Below are 25911 nucleotides of genomic sequence, written 5' to 3' on the forward strand. Positions count from 1 at the left end.
GGCTGACCACTTGGTTAGCAGTCGGTTTTGGGGCAGCCTGAATCAACGCCTGCTGATAAGAAATCCTCATGTCTGTCACCTTCGCGCGCCGATTGGTCCACGGCGCGTTGACGTTTGCTGTCGCGATATCCGCGACCGTGCTCGGTGGCACCGCGGCTCACGCCGCGGTGCCACGACTGGCACTGACCGCCCTCACCTTCGAACAGCCCGTCGTCGACGTGACTGAGCAGTACGCCGCCAACAAGCTCACCTGGACCGTGACCAACACGGACCCGGACGCGACCTACATCCACGGCATCGTGACGATGCGCATGCGCAGCTCGGTGACCGGCGCGTTGGTCGGCCACGAGTGGACCGCGCATTACGGGTTCGAGGAGACCTGTTGCACCGACGCCACCTACGAGTCCGGCACTCCGCAGGAGTCCACCTACTCGTACCAGCTGCCGGTGCGCAGGTACTCCGACGCGACCACCGCAACCTGGGAGGTCACCAAGGTCACCATCAGTGCTGGTGACCGCACCGCGAACATCTCCGCCGCTGCGTTGCAGTCGTTCGGCTACCGGTTCACCGCTCGAACGCTCATCGACACGTCCGGCCCCTCGATCGAGTCGATCGGCCTGGGCGGGCAGTCGCGTAAGCCCTACTTCTACGTCGGGAACGGCCCGGCCACCGTCATGTACGACTTCACGGCGCAGGACAACGAGTCCGGTTTCTGGAAGGGCACCATCCGGCTCGCCGGGCCGGGCGGAGCGGGAGTCACCACACCGTTCACCTGGGAACGCGATCAGTACAGCACCGGCGTCCGCTGCGGCAGCGTCTACGGCGGTGACCGGGACGGCACCTACATGTCGTGCTCGATCGGGGTCACCCTGCCGGCGACCGCGGATCCGGGCAACTGGCGGTTGGCCGCGCTGATTCTGCACAACAACGCGGGCGGCATCACCACCTACAAGAATCCGACCGCCCCGTCGATCACCACGACGTTCAACTCGACGGTCCAGGCGAGCGGTTTCGCGATCAGCCCGAACCCGGTCAATAACTGGCGCAGTGAGGTGATGACGGAACTCACCATGTCGGTCACCGGCGCGACCAAGGGCATTTCGGCGGTCAACGTCGATATCGGTTTCGGTGGCTGCACCCAGTGGGGTGCCCCAACCGTCAAGTCGGACGGCCGGATCGCCGTGCCGGTGATGGTCTACCGGCAGACCGAAGAATGCGAGGTCGAGGGCATCTCGATCGTCGACGGCGCCGGCAAGGTCGCGCTGTACGGCAAGGCGTTCGGCGCACCCGATCCGGGCCTCAAGATCACCCGCGTCCCGAGCACCAACCCGCCGGTGGTCCTGGGCGCCAGCCTGGATCCGTCGTCGCTGCCCGCGAGTGAGGTGGGCCAGAGCTCCCCCAAGCTCACCATCGCGACGCAGGTGCAGGTAGCACCGATCAACAGCATCGGCGTATACCTGTACGACGCCGACGGCAACGTGGTGTCGCAGTCGTTCGGTGGCACGAGCGAGGCCGTCGACGGCACCGTGACGAGCTGGCTGTACCTGCCCTGGCAGGGCCTGGCACCGGGCGAGTACACGGTGGGCTTCACGTTGAGCGATGCCGCACGGGAGAGCAGCGCATGGAACATGCCGGACCGCTCGGACAGCCACACCCTGCCGGGTGGGCCGGTGGTACTCACCATCACTGAGGGCTGAGCACGAACGAGGCCCCAGCCAAGGAACTCTCCTTGGCTGGGGCCTTCGTGCTGAAGCGGGGTGACGGGAATCGCGGTCGCAGCAAACGAAAGGCGCACGCTGACAACGTGACGAACGAGGACTTCGGAATGCCCCTGCCGGACGGGTCGATCGGTCGCGTCGTGCCGACACTCCCGGTCGACGCGGTGTGGCACTCGGTGTTGCAGCACACCGTGCCGTATGACGCCGCGTGCGAGCAGGTCGCCGGAGGCTTCGTGCACCACATCCCCATCCTGACCGAGGGGATGATGGACGGGACCGCCGTGACCTTCACGCTCGCGGCGCTGCACCGGACCGGTTACCGCGTCGACATGGAATTCTGGTACGGCGAGGCCGAATCCTGCTGCCCGCCCAACCCGCCGCAGCCCGGCGGCAAGTGACCAAGGGGTAGCCATGCGCCGCGAATGGGCCGCCCTGCCCGGGGCAGTCGTGAAGGAGATTGCCGAGCGCGTCGGCGGAATCATCGACGTAAGCCCGGCTCCGACCGGCAACCACGCCGAGATAGCGTCGACCGTCGTCGGCACGTCCCGCACGGTCTTCGTCAAGGCCGCCTCGACCGGGCTGAGTGTCCAAACGCTGCGCTACGAGCTGACCGCAACCAGGGCGGTCGACTGGTTCCCGCCGGCCGTCCTGTGGCACTTCGAGCGTGATGGCTGGTTGGTGGTGGGGGCCGAGTTGCTTGACGGCCCTCACCCCGACCTGTCTCCCGGAAGTCCAGATCTGGACCTGCTCCGGGTGACCCTGAAAGCACTCCAGGGCACGCCGGCCCCGCGCGGGACCTGGTTCACCCCGGCCGGGCGACTCGGATTCGCGCTACCCGATATGCAGGGCCGTACGCTCGTTCACTCCGACATCAACCCGACCAACCTCATCCTCACTCCGGCAGGGATACGCGTCGTTGACTGGGCGTGGACGACCGAGGCAGCTGCATGGGTTGAGCTGGCTCTACTCGTGCAGTGGCTGATAGGTAGTGGTCACAGCCCGGCGCAGGCCGAGGAGTGGCTGGCGCAGTTTCCCGCCTGGACCGCGGTCGGCGGCGATGCGCTCGACGCCTTCGCCGCGATGAACGCCGCGAAGTGGAACGTCAAGGCCGAGCAGAGGCCAGATGGATGGGTGCACGACCTCGCGGCGTGGACCGGCGAGTGGGCGAAGCACCGGAGCTCCCAGGCCAGCAAGTTGCAACTTATGCCAAACGGCTGCACGACAACCCAGCCTTGATCATGGAACGTCGAAGGCCCTGGCTGGACTGTCGTCCTGGCCAGGGCCTCGATCGTGGAGCGGGTGACGGGAATCGAACCCGCACTGTCAGCTTGGGAAGCTGATGTTCTGCCATTGAACTACACCCGCGGGCGGCACCACTGTACCCGAGTCGTCGCAGCCATGCACCCAGCCACCCCCACACGCCGACCGCCCCCGCTCACCTCCGAAGAAGTTTCCAGACGGCAACATATGGTCGTTCTCAAATGCGTCGATGAGTTGTAACGTCTGCCACACGTTCCCAGCCACGGCGTGACACACCCCCTGCCGCGCCGCCAGAAAGAGGTGGGCCCATGGGACTCCGTCCCAACCTGCTGACCCGGCGTGTCGCCGGTGTCGCGTCGACAACTCTCGCGCTGCTGCTCAGCACCGCTGCGGTGGGCGTCGTTCCGGCCGCTTCGGCCTTCTCCGCCGCACCTGGCGGCGCCTGCGCGGAGCCGGCCGACAGCCACGCCAACGCCCGGGCGAAGCCCGGCGCGGGAGCTCTGCACGAGCCCAACGAGCTGACCGCCAAGCAGGTCCGTGAGCGGGACGCCGACCTCGCGGCGGCGCTGCGCGAGCGGGCCAACTACCGGGCCGGCGCCGGCGCCACGACGCTGGCAGCCACGGTCACCATCCCGGTGGTGGTGCACGTGATCCAGGAGGACAGCACCCGGGCCGGCGGCAACATCCCCGACTCGATGATCACTTCGCAGATCAGCGTGCTCAACCAGGCCTACGCGGGCGGGACCGGCGGCGCGGCCACCGCCTTCGCCTTCCGCCTCGACAAAATCAACCGGGTGACGAACCCGTCGTGGTACCCGATCGTCGACGGCTCGTCGGCGGAGCGGTCGATGAAGTCGTCGCTGCGGGTCGGCGGCAAGAACACGCTCAACATCTACCTCGGTGAGTTGAGCGACGACCTGTTGGGCTGGGCGACCTTCCCACAGCGCAGGCTCAACAGCATGGATGGCGTGGTCGCGCTGAGCGAGTCGCTGCCGGGTGGCACCGCCACCAACTACAACCAAGGCGACACCGGCACCCACGAGGTGGGCCACTGGCTGAACCTCTACCACACCTTCCAGGGTGGTTGCGGCGGCTCGGGTGACGGGGTCAGCGACACCCCGGCCGAGGCGTCGCCCGCGTACGAGTGCCCGACCGGTCGGAACACCTGCTCGGCGACCGGCCTGGACCCGATCACCAACTTCATGGACTACACCTACGACTCGTGCATGTACCAGTTCACCGCTGGTCAGGCGAGCCGCATGCTGACCGCGTGGAACGCGTACCGCGCGGCCTAACTCCTCGCGTACACCAGGTGCCGGCTCCGTCACGACGGAGCCGGCACCGGCGTTTTTCGATGGCCGTGGTCAGGCGGCCGTGCACTGGACGTCGCGGCTGCGACGGGTCGGGCGCGTCTGCGGTACGGGGGAAGCCGCGGCCGCCGCGGGCGGGGTCTGCGGATCGAGCCAGACCTGCACGGCCGGACGCCCCACGGCGATGCCCAGGCCGTGCTGGTCGCGACGGGTCAGCATCGCCACGTCGACGGTGAACTCGAACAGCCGCCAGTCGGCCCGCGGCTCGGCCCGGGCGCTCTGCGCCAGCCGGGCCACCCGGACCGGGTCGGTGACCGGCCAGGCGTGACCCGCCACGTACGCCTCGTCGTCGCTCTCCTCCGGAGGGAACGAGTGCAGTGCGTATCGGCCGTCCCGTTCGAGGTCCCGGCGCTTCGGCGAGTCGATGATGAAGCAGAACAGACCCTCGTCGGTGATGACCGGGGAGACCGGATGGACCCGGGGCCCACCGTCGGCACGGACCGTGGCCAGATAGCCGAAGCCCGGCCCGTACTGCTGCAGGAGAACGCGGATGCCGTCGGCGAGGCGGGGCTCGTCGGCGGCGAAATCGGACCAGGAAGCCATGCGGGCATTCTATCGAACAAATGTACGAGGAGCGACCTCGACACGCTGGTCACCGCCCACCTCGCTATGGTGGTCCGATGCTGCTCTCCGACCGTGACCTGGTCTCCGAGATCAAGGCCGGCACGCTGGGCCTGGAGCCGTTCGAGCCCACCCTGGTCCAACCCTCCAGCATCGACGTACGACTCGACCGGCTGTTCCGGGTCTTCAACAACCATCTCTACACCCACATCGATCCGGCCATGCAGCAGGACGACCTGACCTCGGTGGTCGAGGTGCCCGACGGCGAGCCGTTCGTGCTGCACCCGGGAGAGTTCGTGCTCGCCTCGACTCTGGAGGTGATCTCGCTCGGCGACCAGCTCGCCGGCCGACTGGAGGGGAAGAGCTCGCTGGGCCGCCTCGGCCTGCTCACGCACTCCACCGCCGGGTTCATCGACCCGGGCTTCTCCGGGCACGTCACGCTGGAGCTGTCCAACGTGGCGAACCTACCGATCACCCTCTGGCCGGGCATGAAGATCGGTCAACTCTGCATCTTCCGGCTCTCGTCGCCCGCCGAGCACCCGTACGGCTCGGTGGTCTACGGGTCGCGTTACCAGGGTCAGCGGGGGCCGACGCCGAGTCGTTCCTGGCAGAACTGGCGCGCCTGGCCGACGCGTTAGGAGACGACGCAGGGCCCGCCGCGAGCGGATCGCGACGGGCCCTGACTGCGTCCCGCGTCGGTCAGCCGGGGCGACCGTAGCTGTGGACGGGCCCGTCGTCGACCTTCTTCATCTTGACGGGCACACCGGCTTGGGAGGCGTGCACCACCCAGCCGTTGCCGACGTACATGCCGACGTGGTGGATGTCGCTGTAGTAGAAGACCAGGTCACCGGGGCGCAGGTCGCCCTTGCTGACGTTCTTGGTGACCCGGCTCTGCGCGGCGGCGTTGTGCGGCAGCGACACACCGGCCTTCGCCCAGGCGGCCAGCATCAGCCCGGAGCAGTCGTACGACTCCGGACCCTCGGCGCCCCACACGTACGGCTTGCCGATCTGCGCGCAGGCGAACTTGACCGCGATGCCGGCACCGCCACCCGGGTAGCTGGCCGGGCAGGGCGCGGGGCGCAGCGAACCGCCGCCGCCGCTGCCGTACACCTTGAGGCGCAGCTTCTGTAGCCGGTCGATCTCCTCGTTGATCTGCTTCTTCTTCGCCGCCAACTGGGCCTCGGTGCGGGTCAGCTGGACCACCATCTCGTCCAGCGGCGCCTTCTGCCGGGCCAGCTCGTTGCGCAGGTCGGCGACCTGGCGGACGTCCTCCTGCTGGTTGTGGGCGAAGCGGTCGAGCATTTCGAGCTGACCGACCATCTCGCTGGGCGACCGGCTGCCGAGCATCGTGTTGACGGTCGACAGGTTCTCACCCATGTACGCGCGCACGGCCAGCGCGCTGACCTTGTTCATCGCGGCGTCGACCTGGCGCTCCAGCGGCCCGATGCGGGCGGCGAGCGCGTCGGCCTGCTTGCGCTTGAGGGCCAGGTCGGACTGGGTGGCGTTGTGCCGCTCGATGATCGGTTCGAGCTTGTTCCAGTCCTCGTCGATCTGGCGTTCGATCTCGGCGACGGACGGGTCGGCGTGGGCCACCGTGGCGCTGCCCGTCAGGACGACGGCGACGCCGACCAGGGCGGCGAGTGCGGTGGTGAAGCGGGACCAGCGTGGACGCGGCACGGTCGACGTCGGGTCGGCCGGAGCCGACCGTCCGAACGACGGCCGCGGGGCTTGGAGGGCCACCGGGTTCCGTACTCCTTCTTCCTGACCGCCTACCGGGTTAGCTGACGGGTTCGGGCGGGAAGTGGGCGCCCTACCGCAGGAACTGCGGATTCACCCCGAGGAACCTGGGTCCCCGGCTCGCTCGCGAGCGACTCGGCGGTGTCGGTCCGTTACCGCCCGGGGTGGGCAGACCTGCTACCGGGCCGACGAAAGACCAGAGTAGAGACGGCCGTTACCGATCCGCAACCCGTGCGGCCGTGACACTCCGTACCGATTGCAGCGGGCCATCGGGCGGATGTGAAGATTTCCTTCCGTACGTTTCGAAACATGGAAAGGTATTGACGCGGACTCCCGGGCAGGACGAAGGTGACGGCACCGACACCAGTTGACATGTAGGGAGTTCGATGAAACGTCCGACCCTGCTCGCCGTCGCGCTCGTCACCGCCACGGCGGCCGTACCGCTGCCCGCCGGCCCGGCCACCGCGGCCCCCGCCGCCGACCGCCAGCAGCAGTACGCCGCCGCGGCGACCGAGTACGGCGTACCCATCGACGTACTGCTCGGCGTCTCCTACCTGGAGTCCCGCTGGGACAGCAACGCCGGCACGCCGAGCACCAGCGGCGGCTACGGCCCGATGCACCTGACCGACGCCCGGCAGGTGGCCGCCCTACCGCGGAGCGGTCATCACGACGCCCCGGGCGAGGATCCGCGCGGCGACGAGTCCCGTCGTGCTCTCGCACCGGCGCCCGCCACCGGGAACGCGCCGCCGAGCGCAGCACTGCAGACCGTGGACGCCGCCGCCGCGCTCACCGGCGCCACCGCCGAGGCGCTGCGCACCGACCCGACGACGAACCTCCGGGGTGGGGCGGCGCTGCTGGCCGCGTACCAACGGGAGGTCGGCGCCCCGGTCGGAGTCGGCACCGACCCGGCCACCTGGTACGGCGCGGTGGCCCGCTATGCCGGCGCGGACAGCGCCGATGCCGCGGCGGCCTTCGCCGACGAGGTCTTCACCACGATCGGCGCCGGCGAGACGCGGGTGACCGACGACGGCCAGCGGGTCACGCTGCCGGCCCGGGCGGTACGACCCGAGCGGTCCTGGCTGGACCGACTGGGACTGCGGCGACTCGCCCGCCCGGACGGGTTGGAGTGCCCGAGCACGGTGTCCTGCGAGTGGATCCCGGCACCCTACGCGGCGTTCGGCGACGGCGACTACGGCAACCACGACCTGTCCGACCGGCCCGACCGGCAGAAGATCGAGTACATCGTCATCCACGACACCGAGGCGAGTTGGGCGACCACCCTGCAACTCGTCCAGGACCCGACCTACGTGAGCTGGCACTACTCGCTGCGCTCGGTGGACGGGCACATCGCCCAGCACGTCAAGACCAGGGACGTCGCCTGGCACGCCGGCAACTGGTACGTCAACGCCAAGTCGATCGGGCTCGAACACGAGGGCTTCGCCGCGCAGGGCACCTGGTACACGGAGGCGATGTACCGGACGTCCGCGAAGCTCGTTCGGCACCTCGCGCTGCGGTTGGGCATCCCGCTGGACCGTCAGCACATCATCGGCCACGACAACGTGCCCGGCACGACCGCGTCGACCGTCCGTGGAATGCACTGGGACCCGGGGCCCTACTGGGACTGGACGCACTACTTCGACCTGCTGCACGCCCCACGGCTGGACACCGGCACCCCGGCCACCGGGCTGGTCCGGATCGACCCCGACTACGCGACCAACCAGCCGGCGTTCACCGGATGCGTCACCCCGGGGACGCCGTGCGCGCCACGCGGCTCCTCGTCGGTGGTGCTACGCACCGCGCCGGCCCCGGACGCGCCGCTGGTCAACGACATCGCGCTGCGCCCCGACGGCACCCCGAACACGATGGACGTGTCGGACCACAGGGCCCGCGCGTCCGCCGGCCAGACGTACGCCCTGGCCGGTCGACAGGGTGACTGGACGGCCATCTGGTACCTCGGGCAGCGGGCGTGGTTCCACAACCCGGCGTCCGCGCCGACGGCCGCCTGGACCGTCGGCATGGTGGTCACGCCGAAACCCGGCCGGGCCACGATCCCCGTCTACGGGCGGGCGTACCCGGAGCAGGCGGCCTACCCGGCCGGCGTGCCCTACCAGGCGATCTCACCGTTGCAGTACACCCTCGCCGCCGGCCAGCGCTACGCCGTCGGCGCTGTGCTGCCCGGCGAGTACTACCGGGCCAGCACGTTCGACGGCTCCTCGCCCGGCGACTGGACGGTGATCCGGGGCCAGAACCGGTACGCGCAGATCCAGTTCGGCCATCGCATCATGTACGTCGACCTCGCCGACGTGCAGTTGCTGCCGTCCCCGGTGGGCGCACCCCGCTGAGGAAAGACGACGGCCCCCGGTCGAGGTGACCGGGGGCCGTCGTCGTGCGTGCTGGGGATCAGCCAGGTCGGCGGAACCCGGCGACCGGCATGGTGTTGATGCTGGACACCATCACCGGTTTGCCGGCGCGTGGCGCGTGCACCATCTGGTTGTTACCCAGATACAGCCCGACGTGACTCAGGCCGGAGTAGAAGAAGACCAGGTCACCCGCACGGGCGTCGGCACGCGAGACGGCCTTGCCCTCGTTCCACTGATCACCCGTGTGGTGGGTGAGGTAGATCCCGGCCGACTTGTAGGCGTACTGGGTCAGCCCCGAGCAGTCGAACGAGTTCGGGCCGGTGGCGCCCCAGACGTACGGATCGCCGACCTGCTGGCAGGCCGTCTTGATCGCCTTCTGCGCCGCCACGGAGACCACACCGTTGATGGTCGGGCAGCCGGCGGTCTTGACCGTGGTCTTGGGCATCGACGCCTCGAGCTTCTTGATCTCGGCGTCGATCTGCTTCTTCTTGGCCGCCAGATCGTTCTGCTGCTTGGTCTGGGTGGCGATCAGCGCGTCCAGCTTCTGCTTCTCGCCGTCGTACTTGGCCCGGACGGCGAGCACACCCTCGACCTGCTTGCGCTCCTGGGAGGCGAGCCGGTCGAGGAGGGTGAGCTGCTCGGTGAGCGTGTCCGGCTTGGCGCTGATCAGCAGCGCGCCGATCTCCTGCGAGGGGCCCGACATGTAGTAGCGGGAAGCGAGGTCGCCGACCCGGTTGAGTGCCAGCTCGCTCTGCAGGGCCAGCGGCTCGATCTTCTTCTGCAGCGCGGCAGACTTGCTCTTGTTGACCTTCAGCTGCGCCCGCACCTTGTTGTACTGCTCGATCGTGGGCTCCAACTCCTCCCACTTCTTGTCGATCTGCGCCTCGATCTCGTCGACCGTCGGCTCGGCCTGCGCCGGCACGGCGATCATGCCGGCACCGACCGCAGCGGCGGCGACCAGCACGATCAGGCGACGTGCGACTCTGCGCAGACCGCGCGGTCGAACGGACGACCCTGGTGCGTGACGATGAAGGGGCATGGTTGCCACCGGCACCGACTCCTTTGCAACCGACCGCCGGGCGCCTCGCGTGAGGGAAGGGCCGAGGCAGACGACCCACAGCGGTCGGTGCACCACATTAGGGAAGCGCCGGACCGAATTCAAGGCGAGCCGAGTCACCGTCACTGTCGTGCAACCGCTTGCACACCAAGGGTGTTGGTCAATTAACCAACGATTGCAGTCAATACATCATCGAGGGTCACCACACCGAGAGGTCGGCGCCCGTCACTGACCAGCACCATGTGCCGCCGTTCCCGGCGCATGGCCAGCAGCAGATCGGCGAGCGTACGGTCCGGCGGGACCACCGCCAACGGCCGGTAAACCGCCTCCGGCACGGGGGCGCGGCGACCCTGCCCGGCGTACCCGAGCACGTCCTTGACGTGCACGAAGCCCAGCACCCGCCGGGTGGACCGCTGCACCACCGGAAACCGGGACCGGCCGGTACGGGTCGCCAACACCTCCAGCGACGCCGGTGAGACGTCCTCGGCGACCGTCGTCACCGTCGACCACGGTTGCAGGGCGTCCGCCGCCGTACGGGTGTGCAGGGCCAGAGCGCCGGTGATGCGGGCGTGCTCCTCGGCGTCGAGCAGCCCTTCCGTACGCGCCTGCGACACCAGGCCCGCCAACTCCTCGGCCGTGAACACCGTCTTCACGGCCTCCGTCGCCTCGATCCGCCACAGCGCCAGCACCCGGCGGGCCGCCCACTTCATCGCCAGCAGCAGCGGCTTGGTGGCCACACAGAACGCCAGCATGGCCGGGCCCAGCCAGAGCGCGGAGACCTCCGGACCAGCCAGCGTGATGTTCTTGGGCACCATCTCGCCGACCACCGTGTGTAGGAAGACGACGACACCGAGCGCGAGCACGAACGCCACCGGGTGCACCGCGCGCTCGGGCAGACCGATGGCGTGGAACGGCGACTCGAGCAGATGGGCCAACGCCGGCTCGGCGATCGCGCCGAGGCCCAGCGAACAGACCGTGATGCCGAGCTGCGCGCCGGCAATCATCAGCGGAATCTGGTTCATCGCCGACAACGCCCAGCGGGCCCGCTTCGAACCGGCCGCCAACGGCTCAATCACCGTCCGACGGGACGCGATCAGCGCGAACTCGCTACCCACGAAGAAGCCGTTGCCGAGCAGGAGCAGCACGGCCACCAGCAGCTCAGTCATCGGCGTCCGGCTCCGCCGGTCGCAGCACCCGGACCTGCTCGATCCGGTGCCGCTCCACCTCCACCACGGTGAACTCCCAGCCGTCGGCGTCGACCGTCTCGCCGGGCAGCGGAATGTGCCCGAGCCGCGCCAGCAGGAACCCGGCCAGCGTCTCGTACGGCCCCTCGGGCAGCCGGAAGCCCGTCTGCTCGACCAACTCGTCGGAGCGCAGCACCCCGTCGACCAACACCGTGCGCTCGCCGCCCGGAACGGTCAGCTGATGCGGATCGACGTCGTCCACGCTGGCCGGGTCGAACTCGTCGGCGATCTCGCCCACCAACTCCTCGACGAGGTCCTCGATCGTCACCACGCCATCGGTGCCGCCGTACTCGTCGACGACGATCGCCAGGTCGGCCCCGGCCGCCTTCAACGCCGCCAGCACGCCGTCCAGGTCCAGGCTCTCCGGCACGTACACCGGCTCGCGGGCCACCGCTGCCACCACCGTCGACGCCCGCGCGGCCAGCGGCACGCCCAGCGCGTCCGGCACGCCCGCCACGCCGGTGACGAGGTCGAGGGTCTCCTCGTACACGGGGAAGCGGGTCCGTCCCGTCCGCCGGGACTCCTCCAGCAGCTCCGCCACGGTGGCGGTGGCCCGTAGCGCGACCACGTCGACCCTCGGGGTCATGGCCTCGGCCGCCCGCTTGTCGCCGAACCGGATGGTGCGACGCAACAACATCGCCGTATCCGGCGGCAGCGCGCCCGCGCGGGCCGAGATGGCGGCCAGCAACCCTAACTCCTCCGGCGAACGGGCGCTGGCCAACTCCTCCTGCGGCTCCACGCCGAGCGCACGGACCAGTCGGTTCGCCGAACCGTTCAAGCCCCGGATCAACCAGCCGAACGTCCGGGAGAAGGTGTGCATCGGCCCGGCGGTGGCCAGCGCGGCGGGCATCGGCCGGGCCAGCGCCGCGTTCTTGGGCACCAGCTCACCGAAGAGCATGGACAGGAGCGTCGCCAGGGCCAGCGCCAGGAACGGGGTGAAGCGCTCGGTGCTCTCCCCGGCCACGGGACGCAGCAGCGGGGTGAAGATCCGGGCCAGCGCCGGTTCGGCCAGGTAGCCGGTGAGCAGGGCAGTGATGGTGATCCCGAGCTGCGCCCCGGAGAGCTGGAAGGACAGCTCGCGCAGCGCGGTGCGTACCGTCCGGGCGGCCTCGTCGCCGGCGGCGGCCCGCCGGTCGATCTCCGCGCGGTCGACCGTGACCAGGGCGAACTCGGCCGCGACGAAGAACGCGTTGCCGGCGGTCAGCGCAACGAACCCGACCAGCGGCAGCAGCGTCATCAAGAGCAGGCCGTCGATGTCCCCTCACCTCGGCGAGATTCTTGCACGGCGGCGACGGCCCCTGCGGGCCGCCGCCACCGATGTTCGGAACGGAGGTGTACGCCTCAGCCGGCGACCGGCGCCTCAGCCGGCGACCGGCGTCGACTCGCCGCGCGGCTGCTCGGGCTTGACCGAGCGCAGCAGGACGCTCGCCACGTCGATGACCTCGACCTGCTCGCCGGCGCCCTTGCCGTTGACACCGTCGTTGAGCATGGTCGAGCAGAACGGGCAGCCCACGGCGACCGTCTTCGCTCCGGTGGCCATGGCCTCCTCGACCCGGTCCACGTTGATCCGCTTGCCGATCTTCTCCTCCATCCACATCCGGGCGCCGCCGGCGCCGCAGCAGAAGGAGCGCTCGCTGTTACGCGGCATCTCGGTCAGCTCACCCTGGATCGAGTCACCCAGCACCTCGCGCGGGGCGGCGAAGACCCGGTTGTGCCGGCCCAGGTAGCAGGGGTCGTGGTAGGTCACACCGCCGTCGACCGGCTGCACCGGGGTCAGCTTGCCGGTGGACACCAGGTGGGCCAGCAGTTGGGTGTGGTGGACCACCTCGAACTCGCCACCGAGCTGCCCGTACTCGTTGCCGAGCGTGTTGAAGCAGTGCGGGCAGGTGGCGACGATCTTGCGCTTGGTCTTCTCGCGGCCCTCGAACGCCTCGTTCAGCGTCTCGACGTTCTGCTGGGCGAGCATCTGGAAGACGAACTCGTTGCCGATCCGGCGAGCCGGGTCGCCGGAGCACGTCTCGCCCTCGCCGAGGATCGCGAAGCTCACGCCGGCCTCGTTGAGCAGGGTGGCGACCGCCCGGGTGGTCTTCTTGGCCCGGTCCTCGAACGCGCCGGCGCAGCCGACCCAGAACAGGTACTCGAAGTCGTCCACCTCGCCGACCCGGGGCACCTCGAAGTCGAGGCCCTTGGTCCAGTCCTCGCGGGTGTTCTGCGGCGCACCCCACGGGTTGCCCTTGTTCTCCAGGTTGCGCAGCATCACGCCGGCCTCGGAGGGGAAGCTCGACTCGATGAGCACCTGGTAGCGCCGCATGTCGACGATGTGGTCCACGTGCTCGATGTCCACCGGGCACTGCTCGACGCAGGCGCCGCAGGTGGTGCAGGACCAGAGGACGTCCGGGTCGATGACGCCGCCCTCCTCGGCCGTGCCGATCAACGGCTTGTCGCCCTCGGCGAGCGACAACACGTCCAGGTGCGCGAGCTGCGCCTGGGTGGCCTTCTCCTCGCCCGTGAGGTCCTTGCCACCGCCGGCCAGCAGGTAGGGCGCCTTCGCGTACGCGTGGTCGCGCAGGCTGAGCACGAGCAGCTTCGGCGACAGCGGCTTGCCGGTGTTCCAGGCGGGACACTGCGACTGGCAGCGGCCACACTCGGTGCAGGTGCTGAAGTCCAGCAGGCCCTTCCAGGTGAACTGCTCGACCTGGGAGACGCCGAACTGGTCCTTCTCCGGGTCGGCCTCCTCGAAGTCGAGCGGCTTGCCCTGGCTGGTCATCGGACGCAGCGGACCCAGCCCGGAGCCGGCGGGTTTCTCCGGGTCGCGCTTGAAGAAGATGTTGGGGAACGCCAGGAAGCGGTGCCAGGCGACGCCCATGGTGACGTTCAGCGAGATGACGATCAGCCAGGTCATCGAGATGACGATCTTGATGAGCGCGGCGACGCTCGCGCCGTCCGACCAGTCCGGGAGGATCGCGCCGACCGCGTGGCTGACCGGAGTCGCCCAGACCGGGTACTCGAAGTGGTCGGTGGCGACCTTGAAGCCCCGGATCACCAGGCCGAAGACCAGGACCAGCAGCACGACCCACTCGACGAAGTAACCCTGCCACATGGTCGAGCCGGTGAAGCGGGAGCGGCCGCCGGGCCGGTTCGGCCGGTTGCGCAGCCGGATCGCCATCAGCACCAGGATGCCGACCAGCCCCAGCACCGTGATGATCTCGGTGGCCAGCCCGAAGACGGTCCAGTGCCCGATGATCGGCAGACCACCGGTCGGCGTGACCACCTCGAAGTACGCCTCGAGCACCAGCAGCGACAGCACGATGAAGCCGACCATCACGAACCAGTGGGCGGCGCCCACCACACCCCACTTGAGCATCCGGGTGTGGCCGGCGGTCTCCACCAGCATCTTCCTGGTGCGGGCGCCCTTGTCGGCGAACCGCTCCGGAGCGGGTTGCCCCAGCCGGATCACGGCCGTCATCTTCATGACCGCGCGCACCGCCAGCCACACCGCCACGGCGGTGATGCCAGCCGCGAGGATCGTGGTGACGATCTGGACGCTGCCCATCGAGTTGGCCTCCCCGGTCTGCTGCTCGTCGAGCGGTTCAGCAACCGGGGCCGGGACAGGCGTAGGGCAGCGTCGCGCCGCCGCCGCACCTGCGACCGGACCGGTCGATGACCTCGCTCCGCTCGGTCATGCAGTGCAGCCTACGCGCAAGGTTACCCAGCAGTAACGTGAGTCATCTCGCAGTAGGCCACGCCGCCTGCGGACACCATAGGGTGCCCGGCCCGGCCCGGTCGTGCCGGGCAGGGGGATGGCGGGTGACGGAGATCCTGCGGTCCGGTGGTGGATCCCGCGGTGCGGCGGCGGCCCGACCGGGCTCAGCGCCAGCGGGAGAGCAGCACCAGCGACGCGACCATCGCGCCGAAGCCGACCGCCAGGTTCCAGTACTGCCACGAGGCGACCGGGTACTCCTGCTCGGAGAGGTAGTAGACGACGAGCCAGCCGATGCCCGCGACGATCAGGGCGACCGCGGTGATCGGAAGCCACACCGGGCTAGGCTTGCGCGACGTCGCCGTCGTCGTCGGACGCACGTCCGTCGGCGGCGTGTACACCTTCTTCTTGCGGACCTGAGACTTGGGCACGGCGCTCTCCAGAGGGGGTGACGACCTCGTCCGGCCTGACAACCGGACGCGGAGGCGACGGTTCATGGCCAATAATGTTCGACAGCTAGCGTAGTCCCGAACGGCCGCCTGGACCACGAATGGGGTTAGGCAGGTACATGGAGTGACCGAAAAGGGCGGGACTGTTCGCATCGCGGCCCAGTCGTCACGAACCGGTCCCCGACACTCGGAAGGAACGCTCGGTGGAGTACACATCCGGCGCCGCCTCCTGGCAGAAGGTCCTCCGACGGGCCGTCGCCGGGCTGCTGCCCCGGCGGCCACGCCAACGGCGACCGGGCTGGTCGATCGGGGTGCCCCTGATCGCCGCCGCGGCGGGACTGCTCTTCACCACCACCGCGACCACCGCCGGCGGCACCGCCCTCCGGGAGGACCGGCGGCCCCAGCTCAACCAGCTCATCGAGGAACGGCAGCAGCAGGTCACGGTGAGCGAGCGCCGCGCCGCCACCCTGCGCGGCGAGGTCGAGCAACGCACCGACACGCTGGCCGACTCGGACGCCCCGATCAAGGCCCAGCAGAACCGAGCCCAACGCAGCCTCGCGGCGGCCGGGTTCACTCCCGTCACCGGCACGGCCGTCACGGTCGAGCTGAACGACGCGCCCCAGCACAACGACGCGGCTCACTCCGACGCCACCAACGACGACCTGGTCGTGCACCAGGGCGACGTGCAGGCAGTGGTCAACGCGCTCTGGGCGGGTGGTGCGGAGGCCATGTCAATCATGAACGTCCGCGTGCTCGCAACCAGCGCGGTACGCTGCGTCGGTAACACCCTGCTGCTTCATGGTCGGGTGTACTCCCCACCGTTCAAGATCGTAGCAATCGGCGATCCCGCTGCCCTCCAGCAGGCCCTCGCCAGCTCTGAGGGAGTCCGGTTGTTCAAGGACGCAGTCGACGACTACCAACTCGGCTACAAGGAGTCCGTCTCCACCGTGACCGTCCCGGCCTTCGAGGACTCGACCGCCCTGCGCTCGGCGACGGTGCCCAGGTGAGCGGCCCCGACGAGCGCCGCGACGGCCGACACCGGGACCAGGCCGACGAACCGACGGCCTTCCTGCCGAAGGTCAACCGGCCCGAGCCGGGTCGCGCCGAGCCACCTGCGGGCCGGGTGGAATCCTCCCCGGGCCAGGCCGAGTCCACCGGAGGTGGACCTCAGTCGTCGCCGTCCCGGCCCGGCCCGACTCCGGGGCGGACGCCGACCGGCAACTGGCCGGATCCCGTGCTGCCCAGCCGGTCTCGGCCGACGGGCCCGCCCGCCACCTTCGAGGCACCGAGCGCCGGATGGTCCGACCCGCAGGGCTCCACCGACCGCGCGACCCCGACCGCGCCGCCGCCGTGGCCGGGTAACGCGGCATCCCGCGCCGAGTCGAATCCTCCCCCCGCCGCCGCGCCCCCGAGCACGCCCGCGCCACCGAGCACACCCACGCCACCGAGCACACCCACGCCACCGAGCGCCTCGCCGCCACCGAGCGCCTCCCCGGCCCTCGGTGTCCCCACGTCGCCGGGCGGCAACGAGCCGACCGCGTTCATTCCGAAGATCACCCCCGGGTCCACGCGCCCGACCGGCGGCTCGGGCGCACCCGTCTCCCCGGCCGCGCCCGGCCGCACCGCCGACCCGAACGCCACCGCGCTCATCCCCACCGTGACCGGCCAGCCGACACCCCGGCCCCCGTCTATCGACATGACGGCGCTGATGGGTGCGGTTCCCCGTACACCTGCGCCGGAGGGGTTGGCCGACGAGGGCGACAGCGCCGCCGAGCCGCCGCGGCCACGTCGGGGGGAGCGGGTCGTCCAACTCCGGCCGCACCAGACCGGCGAGGGCTACAAGAGCGTCTACTCGGAACTCACCCGCCCGTCACTCGCCTCCCGCATACGATCCGGCATCCGGGTCACCGGCGAGGTCCTGATCACCTTCGGCCTGGTGGTGCTGCTCTTCGCCGGCTACGAGGTGTGGGGCAAGTCCGCCGTCGTCGACGCCCACCAGAACGACCTCAGCAGCGAACTCGCCAAGGCGTGGGGCCCGACCGACGACCCGACTGTCGTTCCGTCGAAGGCCCCGAGCGCCAAGCCGTCCCCGCCGGTGCGCGGCAAGCCGATCGCTGGTCTCTACATTCCCAAGCTCGACAAGAACTGGGTGGTGGTCGAGGGCGTCACCCAGGACGACATCCGGTACGCCCCCGGGCACTACCCGACCAGCGCGCTTCCCGGCCAGGTCGGCAACTTCTCCGTCGCCGGCCACCGCAACCGGGCCACCTTCTGGCGGCTGGACGAGCTGAACGACGGCGACGCGATCGTGGTCGAGGGCAAGACCGACTGGTACGTCTACCGGGTGGCGCAGACCCGCATCGTCAAGCCCACGCAGGTCGAGGTGGTGGCACCGGTGCCCGGTGAGCCGAACAAGAAGCCGACCAAGCGGATGCTCACGCTGACCACCTGCAACCCCAAGTGGGACAACTACCAGCGTCTGATCATCCACGCCGAGTTGGACCACACCCAGCCCAAGTCGGCGGGCCGCCCGACCGAACTGGGAGGCTGAGGCGATGTACGCGTTCATCTGGCGCAAGCTCCCGTTCGGGCTGGCCGGCAAGCTCGTCGGTTCGGTGCTGCTCGCGACCGCCACGGTGGCTCTGCTGTGGTACGTGGCCTTCCCGTGGGCCGAGCCCCTGCTGCCCTTCGACGACGTCCAGGTCACCCAGGACTCCGGCGTTCCCGGCGAGCCGAGCGACGGCGATGCGGTGACCGACGAGACGCCGACCGGCGACGACCACGACCTGCCGTACGACACGGAACGGAACAACCCCGAACCGTCCTCCACGAGCAGGTGACGATGCGCGTCCTGGTGATCGACAACTACGACTCGTTCGTCTTCAACCTCGTGCAGTACCTGGGCCAGCTCGGCGTGGACTGCGACGTACGCCGCAACGACGAGATCGACGTCGCCGAAGTCGGCCGGCTGGGCGCGGCGGGCGTCCTCCTTTCACCCGGTCCGGGCAGCCCGGACCGCGCCGGCATCTGCCTGGACGTCATCCGGGAGTACGCGGGCAAGCTGCCGATCTTCGGTGTCTGCCTCGGTCACCAGGCCATCGGGGAGGCGTTCGGGGCGACCGTCACCCGGGCCCCCGAGCTGCTGCACGGCAAGACCTCCGAGGTACGCCACCACTCCGTCGGCGTGCTCGCCGGCCTGCCCGACCCGTTCACCGCCACCCGCTACCACTCGCTGGCCGTCCTGCCCGAGACGCTGCCCGACGAGCTGGAGGTCACCGGCTGGACCGGGTCCGGAGTGGTGATGGCGATGCGGCACCGGACTCTGCCCATCGAGGGTGTGCAGTTCCACCCGGAGTCGGTGCTCACCGAGGGCGGCCACCTGATGCTCGCCAACTGGCTCGCGAGCTGCGGTCACACCGAGGCGCTGGAGCGCGCGCCGGCGCTGGCCGCCGAGGTGGACGCCCGACGGCTCGCCGCCTTCGCCACCTCCTGAACGCCCGGTCAGCTCCTGAGGGCGTCCCGCAGGGCCGGGTTCGCGGGTGACCGGACTGCGGGTGGCCGCTCCCGGAACGCGTCCCAGGCCGCCTTGCCGCTGGCCAGGTAGTCCCGGACCGCCTTACCGGCGAGCATGACGGAACCGCACCCGTCGCAGCGGGCGGCCACCCCGTCGACGTCGAGGCCGAGGTGCCGGCAGAGCGTCACCGCCCGGGACAGGTGGTAGGACTGCGTCACGATAAGGGCGCGCTCGACGCCGTACACGTCCCGGGCGCGGACGCAACTGTCGTACGTGTCCAGGCCGAACGGGTCCGCCACCACCCGTGCCGGGTCGACGCCGAGCCGCTCGGTCAGGTAGGCGGTCATCACCGTCGGCTCGTCGCCGGAGGTGCCACCGCCGTCCCCGGACACCAACACCGCCCGCGCCCGCCCGGTACGCACCAGCTCGGCGGCGGTCTCCAGACGGCCGGCGAGCCGGTCACCCGGTTGCCGTCGGTCCGCCGCCGCCGCCGTGCCGAGGACGATCACGACGTCGGCGGCGGGTGCCCCCGCCTCGTCGTGGGTGTGCCCGCGCGCGCCGAGCGTCGTCCACAGCCACGGGAGGCTGCTCAGCGTCACCACGACCACGCCCAGGACCGCCACACGTCGCAGCCACCGTCGCCAGCGACCCACTGTCGGTGGGCGGTCGTCGACGAGTGCCCGCAGGCCCCGCACCCGGATGCGGACGGCTACTCCCCGTCCACCCGGAACGGCGGGATGATCGGCTGGCCGGTGCCGCCACCGCTACCGGGCGTGCTCGTGCTGCTGGGGGTCGGCGTCGGGGTCACCGGCGGGCTGGGCGTCTCCTCGACCTCCTCCGGGATGCCGACCTCGATGGTCACCGTCTTGCCCTGGGCCAGCTCGGTGCCGCCCTTCGGGTTCTGCTTCTGGACCCGGCCGGCCTCGGCGGCCGGCACCTCGTCGCCGTCGCGGAAGCTGACCACGTAACCCGCCGCGCGGAGTTCGGCGGCGGCGTCGTCCTTCGTGGAGTTGACGACGTTGGGCACCTTGCTGACATTGCCGCGCGAGACCTCGACGGTCACCTTGCTGTCCTGCGGGACGGTGGACCCCGAGGGCGGGCTGACCTTGATCACGATGCCCTTCTGCGCGGGGTTGTCGACCGGCTTCTGTTCCACGGTCAGCCCCAGCGCTTTCAGCTGGGGCTCGACGTTGTCGAACTGCGAGTTGACCAGACCCGGGGGAATCTTGACGTCGGGCTTGCCGTCGCAGATCTGGACGGTCACGTTGCTCGCCGACTTCAGCCGGGCGCCCGCCGCGGGATCCTGCTTGGCGACGGTGCCCTTCGTGCAGTCGTTGGCCAGGACGGGATCGCCCACCACCGGGTTGAAGCCCGCGTTGCGGATCTCGGTGACCGCCACGTCGCGGGTCTTGCCGGCGAGCGTCGGCACCGCCTTCAGGTCCTTGTCCTGCTGCTGACTCCACAGCAGCGCGGCGACCAGCGCGATCACCGCCAGCACGCCGACCGCACTGAACAGGGCGATCAGCCAGGAGGACGCCTTGCGCTGGCGCGGGTCGCCGACCCGCGCCGGGATCTGCCGGGTCTGTGCCCCGGTGGCGGCCGGCGGGTAGCCGGCGGCACCGCCGCCGGCCGGGGCCATCGCCACCGTCTCCGCCTCGCGCAGCACCGGAGTGGCCAGCACCGGCCGCCCAGCGGCGGCACGTAGCAGGTCGGCGCGCATCTCACCGGCACTCTGGTAGCGGTTCAGCGGGTTCTTCGACAGCGCCTTGAGCACGATCGCGTCGACCGCCGGAGTGACGTCCGGGTTGATGTCGCTCGGGGTCGGCGGAGTCTCCCGTACGTGCTGGTACGCGACGCTGACCGGGCTGTCACCCACGAACGGCGGGTGACCACAGACCAGCTCGAAGAGAACGCAGCCGGCCGCGTACACGTCGGAGCGGGCGTCCACGGCCTCACCGCGCGCCTGCTCCGGCGACAGGTACTGAGCCGTGCCGATGACCGCGCTGGTCTGCGTCATGGTCGTCGCGCCGCTGGCCAGAGCCCGGGCGATACCGAAGTCCATCACCTTGACCTGGCCGGTCTGGGTGAGCATGACGTTGCCCGGCTTGATGTCCCGGTGGATGATCCCGTGCCGGTGGCTGAACTCCAACGCCGCGCACATGTCGGCGCAGATCTCCAGCGCACGGCGGGGCTGCAACCGGCCCTCGACGCCGAGGACCTCCTTCAACGTCCGTCCGTTGACGAACTCCATGACGATGAAGGGCAGCGTCTCGCCGGTCGGGGCGGTCTCCTCGCCGGTGTCGTAGACCGCCACGATCGCCGGGTGGTTGAGCGACGCCGCGTTCTGCGCCTCCCGGCGGAAGCGCATCTGGAACGTCGCGTCCCGGGCGAGGTCGGTACGGAGCATCTTGATCGCGACGTCCCGACCGAGCCGGAGGTCGCGACCGCGGTGCACCTCGGCCATGCCGCCGTAGCCGAGCAGCTCGCCGACCTGGTACCTGCCACCGAGCAGGCGGGCCTGCGCTGTCATCGCGTCTGTCGTCCTTCGCTCGTCGTCGTCCCGCCGTCACCCGGCCGGAGTCGTACCTCACGACGGTACGACGTCCGGGTCGCATCGTCGCGTCCGTCGAGCCGCAGCGCGCCGGACGTCACGGTCTGTGAAGTCGTCGCCCCGGACGTACCCGTCTGCGACGCCTTCCGCAGTTTGTAGGAAATCACGCCGGAGCAGAGCAGGACCAGTAAGGCCAGCAGGATGGCGACGAGCACCATCCCGGGCCGGGACCGGCTGGGTTCGGACGCCGGACCGGCCTGCCGGACGTACGCCGGCTGGTGTTCCTGCCGGGTCTGTGCCGGCGGCACCGCCGCGGCGCCGCGCGGATAGCCGGCCTGGGCGACCGGCGGCCGGGCGTGCGGTACGGCCGGCGCGACCGCGGTGGGGCGGGGTTGTTGGGCCGGCGCGACCGCGGTCGGTCGCTGCCCGACGGGCGGCTGCCGGTGTGGCGCGCCCGGCGGGCGGAACTGCTGCGCCTGCGGCACCTGCGCCCGCCCGGGTGCGGCGGGCGAGGACGGCGCACCGGAGATCGGCGCGGAGTGACCACCGGACCGGGCCTGCTGGGACAGCGCGGCCTTGAGCTGCCGGGCGACCGAGGCGAGGGCGGCGGCACTCGGCCAGCGGGCGGCCGGGTCCTTGGCCAGCGCCCGCTCGACGACCGCCCGGACCTGCGGCGGGATGTCGTTGGGCAGCGGGCGGGGCGTCTCCCGGACATGCCGCATGGCGATGTCGAGCGGGTTGTCCCCCTCGAACGGTCGCCGGCCGGCGAGGCACTGGTAGGCGACCACGCCGAGCGCGTACACGTCGGACGCCGGGGTGGCCACCTGCCCGGTGGCCTGCTCCGGCGAGATGTACGAGGCGGTGCCGAGCACCGAGCCGGCGGCGGTGAGCTGGCCGACGATGTCCGAGCGGGCGATGCCGAAGTCGGTCAGCACGAGCGTGCCGTTCGGCCGGACCAGCAGGTTGCCCGGCTTCACGTCGCGGTGCACGATGCCCTTCTCGTGCGCGGCGTGCAGGGCGTCCGCGGCCTGCGCGACGAGCGCCATCGTCCGGGCCGGGGTGAGCCGGCCGACCCGGCTGAGCGTGGAGGACAGGGCGTCGCCCTCGACGTACTCCATGACCAGGAACGCGATCTGCTGATCGTTGCCGAAGTCGTAGACGTCGACGACCCCGGGGTGGTTGATCGTGGCCATCGTCCGGGCCTCGCCCCGGAACCGCTCGGCGAAGTCCGGGTCGTCGAGCAACGCCGGGAGCAGGCTCTTCACCGCGACCGTCCGGCCGAGCACCTGGTCGGTGCCGCGCCAGACGTCGCCCATGCCGCCGCTGGCAATCCGCTCGTCGAGACGGTAGCGGTTGCCGAGCTGGACGCCGGGGCTGAGCATGTCAGCGGCCCCCGGGGTCGGCGATGGCGGCCCGCATGATCTGGCCACCGATCCGGGCCGCCTCGGCGCTGCCACCGCTGCCGGCCTGCTCCAGTACGACGCACACGGCCGAAACCGGGTTGCCGTTCTTGTCCAGCGCGAAGCCGATGAACCAGCCGTGGTCGGGGCGGTCCGGCGCGGACTGCGCCGTACCGGTCTTGCCGCCGACCGTGTAACCGCTGATCGCCGCCTTCTGGCCGGTGCCCTTCTGCACGACGCTGACCATCATGTCGCGCAGGTCGGAGGCGACCTGCGGCTCGACGGGCTGGCGCAGCTCCCGTGCCTTCGCGGTGTAGTAGCTGGTGGTCCGGTCCGGGGCGAGGAGCTGCCGGACCAGGTACGGCCGCATCTGGCTGCCGCCGTTGGCGACCGCCCCGGCGATCATCGCGCCCTGCAACGGGGTCATCCGGACGTTGTTCTGACCGATCGAGGACTGGGCCAACGCGGCCGGGTCGGTGCTGCCGTCCGGGTTCTGCATGTCGCCGGTCCGGCTGGCCGCCGTCCGCAGGCCGCCCTCCTCGCCGAGCTGGCCGACGGTGAGGTCGTCCTGCTCGAAGCCGAACTGGCGGGCCTTCTCCTTGACCTTGTCCGCGCCGAGCCGCACGCCGAGCTGCGCGAAGCCCGTGTTGCAGGACTCGGTGACCGCCTCCTGGAGGGTGACCTGTGCCTCGGGGCAGATCGACGGGACGGCGTTACGGATCGGGCTGCCCGAGGTGGGCGGTGTGTAGCTGGACCCGGCCGGGATCGGGGTCGACTTGGTGACGCCGTTCTCCAACGCCGCCGCGGCAACCACGATCTTGAAGGTGGAGCCTGGAGGCAGCGTCTCGGAGAGGGCGCGGTTCTTCAGCGGGCCGTCCGGGTTCTGCTCCAGCTTGTTGATCTCCGCAGCCGCCGCGGCCGTGTCGTGGCTGACGAGCGGGTTCGGGTCGAAGCTGGGCATCGACACCAGGGCCTGCACCGCACCGGTACGCGGGTCGATGGCGATCGCCGCGCCCCTCTTCGCATCCACCTGGTTGTTGCGCATCTGGTCGTACGCCACGTCCTGCGCCCGCTTCGAGAGCGTGAGCAGCACGTTGCCGCCGGCGGTCTCGTCGCCGGTGAACATGTCCTTGAACCGGTCGCCGATCAGCTGGTCGCTGGTGCCGGCCAGGAAGTCGTTCTCCAACTGCTCGATGCCGGTGTCGGCCAGGTTGACCGGCTTGTAGCCGAGCACATGGGCGTACTTGGCGCCGCCCGGGTAGGCGCGCTGGAACTTCAGCTTGCCGGTGGTCTCCTTGCTGGTGGCCAACGCGGTGCCGCCGGCCTCGATGTTGCCGCGCTTGCGCTTGTAGTCGGCGACCTGGACCCGACCGTTGTAGTCACTGGTGCGGTACTCGTCGGCCTTGTACGCCTGAATCCAGTTCAGGTTCGCGAAGAGCAGCCCGAACAGGACCATGACGACGACACCGACACGACGCAGGGGTGCGTTCACGGCTTGATCACCTCCGTGGGAGCACCATGCAACTGCTCGGGCGGACCGCCCGCCGGTCGGGCCGCCTTGCCGGCGCCACCGGTCACCGGCCGCCGAGCCCCGTCGGAGACCCGCAGCAGGACCGCGATGAGCAGCCAGTTCGCCATCAGCGACGAGCCACCGGCGGACAGGAACGGCGTGGTCTGGCCGGTCAACGGGATCAGCTTGCTGATGCCGCCGACGATCACGAAGACCTGGAGGCCCAGGGTGAAGGCGAGACCGCCGGCGAGCAGCTTGCCGAACGAGTCACGGACCGCCAGCGCGGCGCGCAGACCCCGCTCCACGATCAGCAGGTAGACCACCAGCAGCGCGGAGAGACCGAAGAGGCCGATCTCCTCACCGATGCCGGCGAAGATGAAGTCGTTCTGCACCTCGGGCAGGATGTCCGGCTGACCGCCGCCCGGTCCCGCGCCGAAGAGCCCACCCGTGCCGAGGGCGAGCAGGCCCTGGACGAGCTGATAGCCCTTGTCGGTCGGGTCGGCGAACGGGTCGAGCCAGATCTCGGCGCGCACGTAGAAGTTGGCGAACGGCCCGCCGACAGTCGAACCGAGGACGTACGCGAGGTAGGCGCCACCGAAGAAGAGGAGCAGACCGATCAGCAGCCAACTGACCCGTTCGGTGGCGATGTAGAGGGTCACCACGAACATGCCGAAGTACAGCAGAGAGGTGCCGAGGTCCTTCTCGAAGACCAGCACCAGGAGGCTGATCAACCAGACCACGACCACCGGACCGAGGTCCCGACCGCGAGGGAAGTCGATACCGAGGAACCGCCGGCTCGCCAGCGAGAGCACCTCGCGCTTGCGCACCAGGTAGTACGCGAAGAAGACCAGCAGCGCCAGCTTGGCGAACTCACCCGGCTGGATCGAGAACCCGCCGAGACGGATCCACAGCTTGGCGCCGTTGATCTCGGACATGCTGCGTGGCAGCACCGCCGGGAGCATCACCAGCACGATGCCGGCGAGTCCCAGGGTGTACGCGTACCGGGACACCGAACGGTGGTCGCGCATGATCGCGAGCAGACCCGCGGCGAGGATCACCGAGGCGAGCGTCCAGGCGAGCTGCCGGCCGCCGATGCCGGCGAACGTGGCCAGGTCCTCCCGGTCCACCGGCGCGGCCTCACCCAGGTCGATCCGGCGCAGGAAGCCCACGCCGAGACCGTTGAGCAGAGCCACCGCCGGCAGCAGAGCCGGATCGGCGAACGGGGCGAGGAACCGGATGACCAGGTGCAGGCCGAGGAAGACCGCCCCGAGCGCGGCGGCGGGCATCCAGAAATCCGGAGTGACCGTGTCCAGGAGGTTCGCCTCGACGGTCGCCATGTACGCGGCCACCAGCACCATGGCCAACAGCAGCAGGGACAGCTCGGCGTTGCGCCGGGACCGGGCCAGGCGTACGCCGGACTCCCCGCCCGTGGTGGCGGGCGAGGATGCCGGTGTGGCCGCTACGGTCACGGGTGGAGTCC

General features: G+C 70.2%; 22 protein-coding genes, 1 tRNA gene and 1 riboswitch. Of the genes, 10 read left to right on the top strand and 13 right to left on the bottom strand.

Going from position 1 to position 25911, the window contains the following annotated elements; translation table 11 throughout:
• Window positions 1-68: 68 nt before the first annotated feature.
• The 3 genes from ACLQ25_RS07420 (at window position 69) to ACLQ25_RS07430 (ending at window position 2954) form a co-directional block, all read left to right on the top strand.
• Entirely contained in the window at window positions 69-1697 is a 1629-nt protein-coding gene (locus ACLQ25_RS07420) for a hypothetical protein (RefSeq protein ID WP_425730149.1), read from the top strand.
• A gap of 107 nt (window positions 1698-1804) precedes the next feature.
• Window positions 1805-2116 carry a hypothetical protein gene (locus ACLQ25_RS07425; protein WP_425730150.1) on the top strand — a complete coding sequence of 104 codons (312 nt, stop codon included), beginning with the start codon at window positions 1805-1807 and terminating at the stop codon, window positions 2114-2116.
• A gap of 13 nt (window positions 2117-2129) precedes the next feature.
• Window positions 2130-2954: a phosphotransferase family protein gene (locus ACLQ25_RS07430; protein ID WP_425730151.1), complete on the top strand. Its 825-nt coding sequence runs from the start codon at window positions 2130-2132 to the stop codon at window positions 2952-2954.
• A gap of 55 nt (window positions 2955-3009) precedes the next feature.
• Here the strand turns inward: ACLQ25_RS07430 and ACLQ25_RS07435 are convergent.
• Window positions 3010-3083 (bottom strand) — tRNA-Gly (locus ACLQ25_RS07435).
• A gap of 203 nt (window positions 3084-3286) precedes the next feature.
• Here ACLQ25_RS07435 and ACLQ25_RS07440 point away from each other — a divergent pair.
• Window positions 3287-4273, top strand: a complete 987-nt coding sequence (locus ACLQ25_RS07440; protein ID WP_425730152.1) for a zinc metalloprotease — start codon at window positions 3287-3289, stop codon at window positions 4271-4273.
• A gap of 69 nt (window positions 4274-4342) precedes the next feature.
• Here the strand turns inward: ACLQ25_RS07440 and ACLQ25_RS07445 are convergent, their stop codons facing one another.
• A complete protein-coding gene (locus ACLQ25_RS07445) occupies window positions 4343-4891 on the bottom strand; it encodes a pyridoxamine 5'-phosphate oxidase family protein (RefSeq protein ID WP_425730153.1) in 549 nt (182 codons plus the stop codon).
• 77 nt (window positions 4892-4968) lie between these two features.
• Between ACLQ25_RS07445 and dcd the strand changes: the two genes are divergently transcribed.
• Window positions 4969-5547 (top strand): dCTP deaminase, encoded by a 579-nt coding sequence (dcd, locus tag ACLQ25_RS07450; protein ID WP_266247661.1) that lies wholly within the window; start codon window positions 4969-4971, stop codon window positions 5545-5547.
• A gap of 61 nt (window positions 5548-5608) precedes the next feature.
• On the opposite strand, the gene ACLQ25_RS07455 is transcribed toward dcd, so the two are convergent.
• Window positions 5609-6649, bottom strand: coding sequence for an NlpC/P60 family protein (locus ACLQ25_RS07455; RefSeq protein ID WP_425730154.1), 1041 nt, complete (start codon window positions 6647-6649; stop codon window positions 5609-5611).
• A gap of 12 nt (window positions 6650-6661) precedes the next feature.
• Window positions 6662-6797: riboswitch (cyclic di-AMP (ydaO/yuaA leader) on the bottom strand.
• A gap of 235 nt (window positions 6798-7032) precedes the next feature.
• Between ACLQ25_RS07455 and ACLQ25_RS07460 the strand changes: the two genes are divergently transcribed.
• Entirely contained in the window at window positions 7033-8988 is a 1956-nt protein-coding gene (locus ACLQ25_RS07460; protein ID WP_425730155.1) for an N-acetylmuramoyl-L-alanine amidase, read from the top strand.
• Between the two features lie 58 nt (window positions 8989-9046).
• Here the strand turns inward: ACLQ25_RS07460 and ACLQ25_RS07465 are convergent, their stop codons facing one another.
• The 5 genes from ACLQ25_RS07465 to ACLQ25_RS07485 form a co-directional block, all read right to left on the bottom strand.
• Window positions 9047-10060, bottom strand: a complete 1014-nt coding sequence (locus ACLQ25_RS07465; protein ID WP_425730156.1) for an NlpC/P60 family protein — start codon at window positions 10058-10060, stop codon at window positions 9047-9049.
• 167 nt (window positions 10061-10227) lie between these two features.
• Window positions 10228-11229: a hemolysin family protein gene (locus ACLQ25_RS07470; RefSeq protein ID WP_425730157.1), complete on the bottom strand. Its 1002-nt coding sequence runs from the start codon at window positions 11227-11229 to the stop codon at window positions 10228-10230.
• On the bottom strand, window positions 11222-12544 hold the full coding sequence (locus tag ACLQ25_RS07475; RefSeq protein WP_425730158.1) for a hemolysin family protein: 1323 nt from the start codon (window positions 12542-12544) through the stop codon (window positions 11222-11224). Before ACLQ25_RS07475 ends, ACLQ25_RS07470 begins: the two co-directional genes overlap by 8 nt.
• A 123-nt stretch (window positions 12545-12667) precedes the next feature.
• Window positions 12668-14860 (bottom strand): (Fe-S)-binding protein, encoded by a 2193-nt coding sequence (locus ACLQ25_RS07480; RefSeq protein WP_425730159.1) that lies wholly within the window; start codon window positions 14858-14860, stop codon window positions 12668-12670.
• Window positions 14861-15174: 314 nt separating this feature from the next.
• A complete protein-coding gene (locus ACLQ25_RS07485; RefSeq protein WP_355242748.1) occupies window positions 15175-15438 on the bottom strand; it encodes a cell division protein CrgA in 264 nt (87 codons plus the stop codon).
• A gap of 221 nt (window positions 15439-15659) precedes the next feature.
• Between ACLQ25_RS07485 and ACLQ25_RS07490 the strand changes: the two genes are divergently transcribed.
• Genes ACLQ25_RS07490 through ACLQ25_RS07505 form a run of 4 tightly spaced genes read left to right on the top strand, consistent with a single transcriptional unit; the run spans window position 15660 to window position 18949 of the window.
• Window positions 15660-16463, top strand: a complete 804-nt coding sequence (locus tag ACLQ25_RS07490; protein WP_425730160.1) for a DUF881 domain-containing protein — start codon at window positions 15660-15662, stop codon at window positions 16461-16463.
• Window positions 16460-18007, top strand: coding sequence for a class E sortase (locus ACLQ25_RS07495; protein WP_425730161.1), 1548 nt, complete (start codon window positions 16460-16462; stop codon window positions 18005-18007). Before ACLQ25_RS07490 ends, ACLQ25_RS07495 begins: the two co-directional genes overlap by 4 nt.
• A 4-nt stretch (window positions 18008-18011) precedes the next feature.
• A complete protein-coding gene (locus ACLQ25_RS07500; protein ID WP_425730162.1) occupies window positions 18012-18296 on the top strand; it encodes a hypothetical protein in 285 nt (94 codons plus the stop codon).
• Between the two features lie 2 nt (window positions 18297-18298).
• On the top strand, window positions 18299-18949 hold the full coding sequence (locus ACLQ25_RS07505) for an aminodeoxychorismate/anthranilate synthase component II (protein ID WP_425730163.1): 651 nt from the start codon (window positions 18299-18301) through the stop codon (window positions 18947-18949).
• A gap of 8 nt (window positions 18950-18957) precedes the next feature.
• Here the strand turns inward: ACLQ25_RS07505 and ACLQ25_RS07510 are convergent, their stop codons facing one another.
• The 5 genes from ACLQ25_RS07510 to ACLQ25_RS07530 all read right to left on the bottom strand — a co-directional run bounded on the left by ACLQ25_RS07510 (window position 18958) and on the right by ACLQ25_RS07530 (window position 25900).
• On the bottom strand, window positions 18958-19593 hold the full coding sequence (locus ACLQ25_RS07510) for a SanA/YdcF family protein (RefSeq protein ID WP_425730164.1): 636 nt from the start codon (window positions 19591-19593) through the stop codon (window positions 18958-18960).
• Between the two features lie 86 nt (window positions 19594-19679).
• A complete protein-coding gene (pknB, locus tag ACLQ25_RS07515; RefSeq protein ID WP_425730165.1) occupies window positions 19680-21500 on the bottom strand; it encodes a Stk1 family PASTA domain-containing Ser/Thr kinase in 1821 nt (606 codons plus the stop codon).
• A complete protein-coding gene (locus ACLQ25_RS07520) occupies window positions 21497-22903 on the bottom strand; it encodes a protein kinase domain-containing protein (protein ID WP_425730166.1) in 1407 nt (468 codons plus the stop codon). The genes pknB and ACLQ25_RS07520 overlap by 4 nt, the downstream gene beginning before the upstream one ends.
• 1 nt (window position 22904) lies before the next feature.
• Complete coding sequence (locus tag ACLQ25_RS07525) at window positions 22905-24413, bottom strand: peptidoglycan D,D-transpeptidase FtsI family protein (RefSeq protein WP_425730167.1); 1509 nt, start codon at window positions 24411-24413, stop codon at window positions 22905-22907.
• Window positions 24410-25900, bottom strand: a complete 1491-nt coding sequence (locus ACLQ25_RS07530) for an FtsW/RodA/SpoVE family cell cycle protein (RefSeq protein ID WP_355048515.1) — start codon at window positions 25898-25900, stop codon at window positions 24410-24412. Before ACLQ25_RS07530 ends, ACLQ25_RS07525 begins: the two co-directional genes overlap by 4 nt.
• Between the last annotated feature and the right edge of the window lie 11 nt (window positions 25901-25911).

The organism is Micromonospora sp. DT44, from assembly GCF_049841635.1.
Lineage (GTDB): Bacteria > Actinomycetota > Actinomycetes > Mycobacteriales > Micromonosporaceae > Micromonospora.